Annotated in this window: 9 protein-coding genes, 1 tRNA gene, 2 rRNA genes and 1 other annotated feature; of the genes, 2 read left to right on the top strand and 10 right to left on the bottom strand. The window is 34.0% G+C overall.

The genetic code is table 11. The features are described 5' to 3' along the window. Nucleotides 1-583: 583 nt before the first annotated feature. From CIB95_RS15840 to CIB95_RS15825, 4 genes are all read right to left on the bottom strand, one after another. Nucleotides 584-676 (bottom strand) — tRNA-Ser (locus CIB95_RS15840). A 158-nt stretch (nucleotides 677-834) separates the two neighbouring features. Then, on the bottom strand, nucleotides 835-2,271 hold the full coding sequence (locus tag CIB95_RS15835) for an LTA synthase family protein (protein WP_142296526.1): 1,437 nt from the start codon (nucleotides 2,269-2,271) through the stop codon (nucleotides 835-837). A 496-nt stretch (nucleotides 2,272-2,767) separates the two neighbouring features. Further along, nucleotides 2,768-3,151 carry an HIT family protein gene (locus CIB95_RS15830; protein ID WP_094926746.1) on the bottom strand — a complete coding sequence of 128 codons (384 nt, stop codon included), beginning with the start codon at nucleotides 3,149-3,151 and terminating at the stop codon, nucleotides 2,768-2,770. 15 nt (nucleotides 3,152-3,166) lie between these two features. Further along, nucleotides 3,167-4,069: a MerR family transcriptional regulator gene (locus tag CIB95_RS15825; protein WP_094926744.1), complete on the bottom strand. Its 903-nt coding sequence runs from the start codon at nucleotides 4,067-4,069 to the stop codon at nucleotides 3,167-3,169. 224 nt (nucleotides 4,070-4,293) lie between these two features. On the opposite strand from CIB95_RS15825, the gene CIB95_RS15820 reads away from it, so the two are divergent. Beyond that, nucleotides 4,294-4,491 (top strand): DUF378 domain-containing protein, encoded by a 198-nt coding sequence (locus CIB95_RS15820; protein ID WP_094926742.1) that lies wholly within the window; start codon nucleotides 4,294-4,296, stop codon nucleotides 4,489-4,491. Between the two features lie 163 nt (nucleotides 4,492-4,654). Here CIB95_RS15820 and serS read toward each other — a convergent pair whose 3' ends face one another. The 4 genes from serS to CIB95_RS15800 form a co-directional block, all read right to left on the bottom strand. Further along, complete coding sequence (gene serS / locus CIB95_RS15815; RefSeq protein WP_094926741.1) at nucleotides 4,655-5,929, bottom strand: serine--tRNA ligase; 1,275 nt, start codon at nucleotides 5,927-5,929, stop codon at nucleotides 4,655-4,657. A 57-nt stretch (nucleotides 5,930-5,986) separates the two neighbouring features. Further along, nucleotides 5,987-6,197: a binding site (T-box leader), on the bottom strand. A gap of 36 nt (nucleotides 6,198-6,233) precedes the next feature. After that, on the bottom strand, nucleotides 6,234-6,830 hold the full coding sequence (gene pdxT, locus CIB95_RS15810) for a pyridoxal 5'-phosphate synthase glutaminase subunit PdxT (protein ID WP_094926739.1): 597 nt from the start codon (nucleotides 6,828-6,830) through the stop codon (nucleotides 6,234-6,236). Between the two features lie 16 nt (nucleotides 6,831-6,846). Continuing rightward, nucleotides 6,847-7,731: a pyridoxal 5'-phosphate synthase lyase subunit PdxS gene (gene pdxS / locus CIB95_RS15805; RefSeq protein ID WP_094926738.1), complete on the bottom strand. Its 885-nt coding sequence runs from the start codon at nucleotides 7,729-7,731 to the stop codon at nucleotides 6,847-6,849. Nucleotides 7,732-7,899: 168 nt separating this feature from the next. Then, entirely contained in the window at nucleotides 7,900-9,273 is a 1,374-nt protein-coding gene (locus CIB95_RS15800; RefSeq protein WP_094926737.1) for a serine hydrolase, read from the bottom strand. An 82-nt stretch (nucleotides 9,274-9,355) separates the two neighbouring features. Between CIB95_RS15800 and CIB95_RS15795 the strand changes: the two genes are divergently transcribed. Then, entirely contained in the window at nucleotides 9,356-10,324 is a 969-nt protein-coding gene (locus CIB95_RS15795) for a YaaC family protein (RefSeq protein ID WP_233144167.1), read from the top strand. A gap of 26 nt (nucleotides 10,325-10,350) precedes the next feature. Here CIB95_RS15795 and rrf read toward each other — a convergent pair. Together rrf and CIB95_RS15785 are read right to left on the bottom strand one after the other, a co-directional pair. Then, nucleotides 10,351-10,467, bottom strand: a 5S ribosomal RNA gene (rrf, locus tag CIB95_RS15790). Between the two features lie 188 nt (nucleotides 10,468-10,655). Continuing rightward, nucleotides 10,656-10,754 (bottom strand): 23S ribosomal RNA (locus CIB95_RS15785); the annotation flags it as partial.

Below are 10,754 nucleotides of genomic sequence, written 5' to 3'. Positions count from 1 at the left end.
TTAAGATAAAGGATACACGAATAGTGAAGCTATTCGATGTAGACTTATCGAAATGAAGAGTGTGAAGTTTTCTAGACGTTGATTGCTGAAGCTGGATCAAATAAGAAAAGCTGAAGCAATCGGTTAACGCCGTAAAAACTGGAGCACTCTGATTAAGATAAAGGATACACGAATAGTGAAGCTATTCGATGTAGACTTATCGAAATGAAGAGTGTGAAGTTTTCTAGACGTTGATTGCTGAAGCTGGATCAAATAAGAAAAGCTGAAACTTTCGGTTAGCGCCGTATGAACTGGAACACTTCAAAACGAGATAAAGGAAACTCCATGCTTTAGCATTGAAGTTGACTTATCGTAGTTGAGAAGTGTGAAGTTAACTAGGTGCTGAAAGTTGAAGCTGGATCAGTTTAGAAAAGCTGAAACTTTCGGTTAACGCCGTATGAACTGGAACGATGAAAAGTTAAAACTCCCACTCTGCCACCAACAGTACTAACGAAAAATTAGTACAAAAAAAGCCACTACAAATGTAGTGGCTTTGCGGAAACAATCTCCTTTTATGCGCTAAAAATGATTGTTTTTTTTTATATGGAGGAGGAAGAGGGATTCGAACCCCCGCGGGCTTTGACACCCCTGTCGGTTTTCAAGACCGATCCCTTCAGCCAGACTTGGGTATTCCTCCGTTTAGGCGAGTAATTATCTTACCGCCGAAACCTATAATATCAAGAATAAAAACAGATGTCAATTCTATTTTAAAATATTTATTTTTACAGTTTATTCAGAAAAATACAGAGTCAAAAAGAGAGCTAATATGCATTTAGCTCTCTTTACAGTATTATACTATTTAGAAGGTAAACTATTTAAATAATCGTCAGAAAGCTCATAAATTTGGATCATTCTTTTGTATTTATCATTGAAATCTTCTTTGCGTTCAGTTAATTGCCTTGTTACTAAATCATACGTTCTACTTTCACGCTGACTAGTAGTTGGTAAGAATAATACATCTTCATCAAAATAAGATCCGGTAGACAAGTAATATCTCATACCTATTAAGTTATTTTCATAGTTGAGTAAATCCTGACCAAATATAATATGATTTTCAAGTGAAATGCCTAATAAGTTGGTAAGTGTCGGCATAATATCTATTTGTCCACCAAGTCGATCAATTTTAGTACCCTTCGTTACCCCTGGAATATCGATAATAAATGGTATGTTAAAACGATCTACTATAGGGTATCCATAACCTAAAATTTCCCTCATTAATTTATTATCTACTTCTTGCAGTAACCTTCCGTGTAGCCCAGAATGATCGCCATATATAGCTATGACAGAATTATCCCATATACCTTCTTGCTTTAACCCTTCAATGAAATCACCTAATACTTTATCTGTATAATTCATAGATAGTATATAATTACCAACTAAAGTATCTTTATATTTTTCCGGCAAATCAATATAAACTTTATCTTCTGGCATTTCAAAAGGTGTATGACTAGTTAAAGAGAGAACATGTGCATAGAATTTCTGTTTATTTTCATCCATCTCGACAAGGGCCTCTAAAGTTTTATCGAATAAAACCTCATCTGATGGTCCAAAACCAATAACATCTTCTTCACCAAAATAAGTTATATCATAAAACTTATCAAAACCTAAACTTGGATAAAGCTCTTGGCGATTCCAATACGTAATATAATCTGCATGAAAAGTTGTAGTAAAATAATCATACTCCTTCATAACTCTAGGTAAACTTGGAAACTGCTTATCTGCATAAGCTTTTGAAGTTGCTTGTTTACCTGCAGGATATAATGATGTATTAACTAAAAACTCAGCGTCAGAAGTATTTCCCGCACCAATTTGTTGGTATACATTTGAGAAATATATACTCTCTCCAAGTAACTTATTAATATTAGGTGTTACTTCAACACCATTAATTTCTAAGTTTATTAAGAAATTTTGCATTGATTCTATTTGGATTAATATTAAATTACGATCTTTAGCTACACTAAAATATTCTAACGTATCACTTATACGTGTTGAACCTTTAAGTGCCATTACATCTTCTGTAGTAAACTGTACTGTTTTTGCCGCTTCTTTATTTTTCCCTTGATAAAATTCAATTATTTGATATTGTATAAGTCCATTCTCATAAGCGAATGAGGATGAATCAATAATCTTTTCATCTTTAGCCTGTACTAAATTAATTAATATTGATGTTACAGATAAAATAAAAATAATAGCTAATACTACTTTATTAAGAGTCTTTCGTTCAGTAAACAATTTATTTTTCCATATCAATAAAGGAAGAATAATAATTAGATCTAGGAAAAACAAAAAATGTATAGGTCTAATTAAAAGCTTAATACTACCAGATACAGAACCCACTTGGTTTAATTGCGTTAAATCATGATAGGAAGGTAATGTACCAAAATAACTACTGTATAAGACAATGGAAAATAAAAAACCTGACAAAGTTATGTTTATTATTGAATAAATCCATAGTCTATTTTTATTTAAACAAAATTCAATTATAGTAATTAGAAGTATAAATGGACTTAATTCAGTTAAAAGTACTTTAATAAGGTTAAGGTCCTTATAAATAAAATATCTAAATAATAAAAATTTTATTGAAAATATTATAGTAAAAATGATGAAATAGTCAAACTTTCTTAATGATTTTTCCAATTATGTTCGTCTCCTTTTATCTTCACAACTCCTCACTAATATTATCTATTATTAATATTTTTGTAAAGATGAAGAAAGTTAATACAAATACCTACCTACGCATATTTTCCTTACTTTTAAGGGCATTTCTTATACCTTTTCCAGCAAGTGGCTCATCATTAAAACGTGGAATAACATGCATATGTGCATGCATAATATGCTGTCCGCCCGTTTCACTAACGTTCCATCCAATGTTATATCCATCAGGCTTGTATTTCACATCTAAGAACTGTTTTACTTCATGAAGAAGTTCATATGTTGCTTTCCACTCTTGTGCATTTATATTAAATACCGTTTCGCAGTGCCGTTTTGGGATAATGAGACCTGAACCAATTAACACTTCCTGCGGTTTTTGTAAAAACATACAATATTCATTTTCTAATGTAACTTTTTGCTCCTCATCTAAATCAATATGACAGAGTGGGCATTCGTTCAATTTAATCACCTTACCTTACTTACTTATGTTATTTTCATACCATTTTTCCCAGCTTGTCACTTCACTAGATAACACATGAAAAGAGAATGATTCTCTACTATTGGCAAATCCCCTACCTCCAACAACTATTTTTAATCTAGGGAATTTTTCTTTTAAAAGCCCTAGCCACTTTTCTAGCTTAGCTATATTTTTCGGAGAAGAAGACGATATTGCAATAATTTTAATATCTTTTTCCTTAATAATTTCGGGAATGTTTTCTAGTAATGTATTTGGACCTAAATAAATTACATCTGAACCTTTCTTTCTTAAAAATAAACTAAATAGCATTAACCCTATATGGTGTTCCTCACCTTCAGGGCATATAGAAAGTCCTTTAGGAGCTAACGGGTTAACTGGTAGTGTACGATAAAATTGATTAAATCGTTGTAAAATTATCTGACTACCGAAATGTTCTTGCGCAACTGAAATATTACCTTTTTCCCAATTATCACCGATCAAATGCAGTGTTGGTGCTAGTATTTTGTGAAAAACATCTTCGTAATGATACATAGAAAAAGCGATATCCATTGTTTCATTAGCTTGATGATTATTTAAATCAATAATATTAGAGTATAACTGTTCAATGTTGTTATTATAGTTATTGGAAACTACCAATTTCTCATTGGATGGTGAGGATTCAACTTTTTTATCTTTAAAAGGTTTCATACTTTCTAACATACGAACAGCTTCACTAATTTTCATATTATTGTCTTCTGTTTGTTCTTTAAGCCATTTAATTATCGCTACCTCTTCTTCAGAATACAAGCGATGCCCACCTTCAGTTCTAGTAGGATTAATAATATTATAGCGACTCTCCCATGCTCTAATCGTCACTGCCGGAATATTAAGCATTTCCGATACTCTTTTTATACTATACATTCTTTTATCCTCCCAATTGCAAGCAATGACTATTTATAATACTTCATTATTATCTCTTAAGAAATAATTATACATAATTTATACAAAACAACATAGATATATACTGTTGTAATTGCTGAAAATATTTTTGTTAGCAATTACTTGCACAAAATATAGTATATTTGTATAATAAACTTGTACACTACTTATACAAATACTATACAAATTAAAAGGAGGATTTAAAAATGAAAGGTTTAGATCTTTTAGCACTAGTATTATTAATTATTGGCGGATTAAACTGGTTATTAGTTGGATTATTTGAATGGGATTTAGTAGGTGGTTTATTTGGAGGTATGGATTCACTTATCGCAAAAATCGTCTACATTTTAGTTGGTCTCTCTGCAATTTACTGTTTGAAATTTATTTCTCTAGTAAAAAAATAAGGAGAAAAAGCCGAGCTTACCAGCTCGGCTTTCTTTCTAATTAAGTATCTTTGGTTAGGAATAGAAGTCAAATACTTTAGACCACAACTCCTACCGCTGTTAGACTCAGCCCTGTTACTGTTGTACAAGGGAGTCATATACCTACTTAATAAATACTATTCACTTATTTAATTACTTCTTTATTCCCCATATAAGGTCGAAGTACTTCAGGAATCATTACTGTGCCATCTTCCTGCTGATAGTTCTCTAAAATTGCTGCTACAGTACGACCAATTGCAAGACCAGAACCATTTAACGTATGGACAAATTCTGGTTTACCTTTTGCTTCACGACGGAAACGAATACTTGCACGACGCGCTTGGAAACTTTCAAAATTACTACAAGATGAAATTTCACGATATGTGTTATAGCTTGGTAACCAAACTTCAATATCGTATTTTTTCGCAGCTGTAAATCCTAAATCTCCCGTACACATGCTCATTACACGATACGGTAAGCCGAGAAGTTGTAATACTTTCTCTGCATGACCAGTTAATTTTTCCAATTCATCATAAGAATCTTCAGGTTTTACAAAGCGAACTAGTTCTACTTTATTAAACTGATGTTGACGTATTAGCCCTCTTGTATCACGTCCTGCTGAACCTGCTTCAGAACGGAAATTAGCACTGTAGGCTACATAACTAATAGGTAACTCATCTGCTCCTAAAATTTCATCACGATGCATGTTTGTGACAGGTACCTCTGCTGTCGGAACAAGGAAGTAATCCTCTTCACGAATTTTGAAAGCATCTTCCTCAAACTTAGGAAGTTGCCCAGTACCAGTCATACTAGTTCGATTTACTAAATATGGAGGCAAGACCTCTGTGTAGCCATGCTCTTCTTCATGTAAGTCCATCATAAAGTTAATTAATGCTCGTTCTAAACGCGCACCCATTCCTTTATAAAAAGCGAATCGGCTTCCTGTTACTTTACTTCCTCTTTCAAAGTCAACGATATCTAGTTCTGTTGCAATATCCCAATGTGGCTTTGGTTCAAAACTGTACTCTTTTATATCTCCCCAATGACGAGAAGGTACGTTATCATCTTCCGTTTCCCCAACAGGAGTACTTTCGTGCGGAATATTAGGAATAGTAAGCATAATATCATTTAACTTTTCTTCAACCTCGCGCAACTCATCATCAATTTCTTTAATTTGATCTCCAACACTTCTCATTTCAAGAATAAGATGGTCTGCATCTTGCTTTTCTCGTTTCAATTTCCCGACTTCTTGAGATACATCATTTCTTCTTTGCTTTAATACTTCTGTTTTACTAATTAAATCTCTTCTTTTTTCATCAAGTTCTAAAAATGAATCTAAACCAGATAAGTCTTCACCACGGCCTTTAAGTTTTTCTTTTACATCAATGAAGTTATCACGTAAAAATTTTAAATCTAACATCTTTCTACCTCCTATCATTTTTGAGAAAATAAAAAACTCCCGTCACCTTCTAAATATAGAAGGGACGAGAGTTAACCCGCGTTGCCACCCTAGTTGCAAAAAATATCTGCCACTTTCATCGATAACGGTCGATTGCCGAAAATGCTTACTTTAAATGTTCAGCATTTTGCTCGAGGATGGATTCACAAAACTCTTGCATCGGTTCGCACCAACCACCGACTCTCTTGGCGAAGATAATTTTGCTACTAGTTCCTGTCAACGCTTTTTTATTGTTAAATTAAGTTATTAAGTAATGTACTATATTTTATAAAAATTGGCAAGTGTCTTCTTTTATTGTTTTCACCATATCTACAAAATATTCATGCATACGATAGTCTTCCGTCAATTCTGGATGAAAAGCAGCAGCAAGGAAAGTCCCTTGTTGTACAGCAACAATATTATCATTGTATGTTGCAAGTACTTCCGTTTCCTCTCCAACACTTATTACATATGGAGCACGGATGAATACCGCATTAAAATCATTGCCTACACCTTTAACAGGTAGATCAACTTCAAAACTATCTACTTGACGACCAAACGCATTTCTCGCCACTTTCATGTCGATTAGCTTAAGATGAGCATCATCTTGGCCTTCAATATCAGATGCAAGTAAAATCATCCCAGCACAAGTTCCGAAGATAGGTTTCCCTTGCTCTGCAAAATCTTTAAGCGCATCCATGAATCCATAAAGATCCATTAAGCGTCGCATCGTAGTTGATTCACCGCCTGGTAAAACAAGACCATCTATATCATCTAACTGTTCAACCCGTTTAATAACGAATGCTTCTGCACCTGATTCTTGAAGTGCTTTCACATGTTCTCTTACTGCACCTTGTAGTCCTAGCACTCCTACTTTAACCATTACTTTAATCTCCCTTTTACCAGCCGCGCTCTTGCATACGCTGAGAAGCATCTAATGTAGAGATTTCAATACCTTTCATTGCAGTACCTAATCCCTTTGAAAGCTCAGCAATTAGCTTGTAATCTTGATAGTGAGTAGTAGCTTCTACAATTGCACGAGCAAATTTTTCTGGATTATCCGATTTAAAAATACCAGATCCAACGAATACACCATCAGCACCTAACTGCATCATTAACGCAGCATCTGCTGGAGTTGCAATTCCACCTGCAGCGAAGTTTACTACTGGTAACTTACCTTCTTTTTTAATTTGAAGTAATAATTCATATGGTGCACCTAAGTTTTTCGCTTCAGTCATAATTTCGTCTGTAGACATAGTTACAATTTTACGAATTTGAGCTTGTACAGTACGCATGTGACGAACAGCTTCTACAATGTTTCCAGTACCTGGCTCACCTTTTGTACGAAGCATTGCTGCACCTTCTGCAATACGGCGAGTAGCTTCTCCTAAATCACGGCAACCACAAACAAATGGTACAGTAAAGTCATTCTTATTTAAATGGTATACTTCATCAGCAGGAGTTAATACTTCACTTTCATCAATATAATCAACACCCATTGCTTCTAATACTCTTGCTTCAACAATATGACCAATACGTGCTTTTGCCATTACTGGAATTGAAACTGCATTTAACACTTCTTCTGTAATTGTTGGGTCTGCCATACGAGCAACCCCACCTGCTGCACGAATATCTGCAGGAACACGTTCTAAAGCCATAACTGCAACTGCCCCTGCAGCTTCAGCGATTTTTGCTTGTTCAGCATTTACAACATCCATTATAACGCCGCCTTTTTGCATTTCTGCCATGCCGCGTTTTACACGATCAGTACCGATTTGAGCCATTTTAAAATTCCTCCTAATATGTATGTTTCTAGCTTCATTTTACTCAAGAAGCATTTGTTTGACAATGAATTGAACTCTTAACAATCCATACCTATTTTACCACTATCCATTCAATATTCTGCACTATTTTAGAAAAAAAAGAAAGCACTTCAATATAAATTGAAATGCTTAAGCAAATAGGTTACTAATAGATTGTGCAATGTTCGCCCAAATATTAGAGAAAAACTCTCCAATTCCACGCAACATTAATGTAAACCAACCAGCTTTCTCTACATCAGCAGTTGTTACAACATCTACTCTTTCTAATTTTTCTCCTGCTTCGGTAATAAATCCAAAGCTTTCTTTACCTGAGTATTCAGCAGTCATATACCCTATTTTATCGCCTTTATTTATAGGTGCTGTCAGCTCATTATCTTCAGTAAAAAGCTCTTCGTTTAAGTAATAGACAGGTTTATAAAACTCTTCTTCGCCAATTTTCATAACTATCTTTAAAGCATCTGTCGATTTAATTTCAACTGTTTTTTCTTTCCCTTTGACAACATCTAGTAGTGAAGCATTTTCTATTTGATAGTCTGCTCCATACAATTCTTTTATTGTAAAGTTGCTAAATCCATAATCCATTATTTTTTTCGTATCTGTAAAACGAGACGTTCTAGTAGGAGATTTCATGACGACTGAGATTAATCGCATTCCATCTCTTACAGCAGTTCCTGTAAAACAGTTTTTCGCTAAGTCTGTCATACCTGTTTTCAGTCCATCAATACCAGCGTATTCTTGCGATAATCCTGGTAACATATAGTTCCAGTTTGGCATATGAATTGCATCTGAAGTACCTTCACGGAAAATTTTAAAAGGGATACTCGCAGTATCTAACACTTCCGGATAATCTTTTATTAAGTTATATGCAAGTAACGCTAAAGATCTAGCAGATAACATATTTTCTTCATTCGCATCTGTACCTTGAGGGTGCTGTCCTAATAAGTCTGAGTTATTTAACCCAGTACTATTTACAAACTTATAATCTGGTAAGTTCATCTCAGCAGCTTTGTCATTCATCATTTTAACAAAATTTGTTTCTGACCCTGCAATTAATTCTGTTAATGCAATTGTCGCTGCATTTGCAGAATATATAGCCATTGCTTCATAAAGTTCTTTCACAGTGTACTGTTCATCTTTACGCAATGGAACGTTAGACAATTCTCGGAACTGCGAAATTGTATATACAAATTCACTTATTGATGTAGTCTGCTCCCAAGAAATTTTACCTTGTGCTACTGCTTCTAACACTAAGTATTCTGTCATCATTTTTGTCATACTTGCAGGAGGGAGCATTAAATCGGGATATTTTTGAAATAATATTTTCCCTGTTTCTGCCTCAATTAATATTGCAGACTCTCCTTCTAAGTTTAGAAAATCATCGGCAAAGTTTGTTTTTGGAAATAATGAAAGAAATAAAGTAATAATAACTAAACTTGTAAGTAAACGTTTTGCTGTTTTCACTATAGTTTCACCTCGTCCTTTTTCTAAACGTAATTGTATCATATTTTTTTATTAAATTTATAGTTATAACTGTTGGCAATTCGTACAAACTAATAGATAGGCATTTATACTTGGAGGGATGACATTGCAATTTAATCATTTATGGAAGAGGGTCATTCCATACCAATCTGCACAATATGCTCAAAGCTATTTACAAACATGTTATAAGAAAAAGGGCATTGTTGATGCAGATGTAAAAAGCTACAACAATTCCTATCCTTTCATGTACTACTTAGAGCATGGAAAAAACTATTACCGTCTTGCATATGAGGCACCTGTATCCATACAGCCTGTATTATTGTTTTACGGTATGGTTCAACTTTTAAAAGCATGTTTGTTAACTGTAGATGTTGATTATCCAAATTCAACATCAGTGTTAGCACACGGTGTTTCAACAAGGAAAAGAAAAAAACAAAATTATGATTTTTTATTTGATGAAGTAAAGGTACAAAAAAACGGTCTCTTTACACACTTTTCGCAGCAAATGTACAATATAAGTCCGCAGGAAAATCAAAAGTATACAATGAATGACTTATTAAAGCGAATTCCAGAAGTAAATCACCTTTATTTAAAATATAATAATAAAACGCCTAGCAGATTCATTGGCAAGGACAGTGAGCAGTTTTTATATATTCCAACTTCTGTAATGGATGATTTGAATATGACTAAAAGTAGACTAAAAGACTTCCTGGAAGGACAATTAAGAAATAACTGTAAGTACTACGATGAAAAAAGCGACTACTTGCTTTTTGAAAAAAGTGAAAGTCATTTTAGTAACTTTGTTCCTCCATTATTTTATCATCTATATGATAACTCTTTTTATTTACCAAGTGAACGAGAGTTATTTTCTCCTTTTCCTGAAGTAATTGTACATTACTTAATGTTATATAATTTAAGTATGATTTGTCGTTATGAAACAGATTGGTGGAGTGAGTTATATCATACATATGCAACAAATGATTTTCCATTTATCATAGAGTTCTTACAAATAACCTCAATTAAAGTACCATATCTTCTTTTTATTTTTTTAGATGAACAAACAAAAAAAAGCTAAGACTTCAGTCTTAGCTTTTTTATATTGCCTGGCAACGTCCTACTCTCACAGGGGGACAGCCCCCAACTACCATCGGCGCTGAAGAGCTTAACTTCCGTGTTCGGTATGGGAACGGGTGTGGCCTCTTCGCCATCATTACCAGACAAGTTATTAAATTAAAGGAACATCGTTCCTTCAAAACTAGATAACGACAATCACATACATTTAATAGTCCAGCTGCGGCTCCTAGTTTCTCGAGGTCGCTTCACTCCATCAGTCGAAGTCTTTTGGACTTCTCATTCATGAGTTCCAGCGCTTGTCGAAACTATACAGTCGCCTCGCTTTTTATATTTTGGTTAAGTCCTCGATCGATTAGTATCTGTCAGCTTCACGTGTTACCACGCTTCCACACCAGACCTATCAACCTCATCATCTCTAAGGGATCTTACTT

Source organism: Lottiidibacillus patelloidae, assembly GCF_002262935.1.
Classification (GTDB): Bacteria; Bacillota; Bacilli; order Bacillales; family SA5d-4; genus Lottiidibacillus; species Lottiidibacillus patelloidae.
This window is presented reverse-complemented; position numbering and strand designations above follow the sequence as displayed.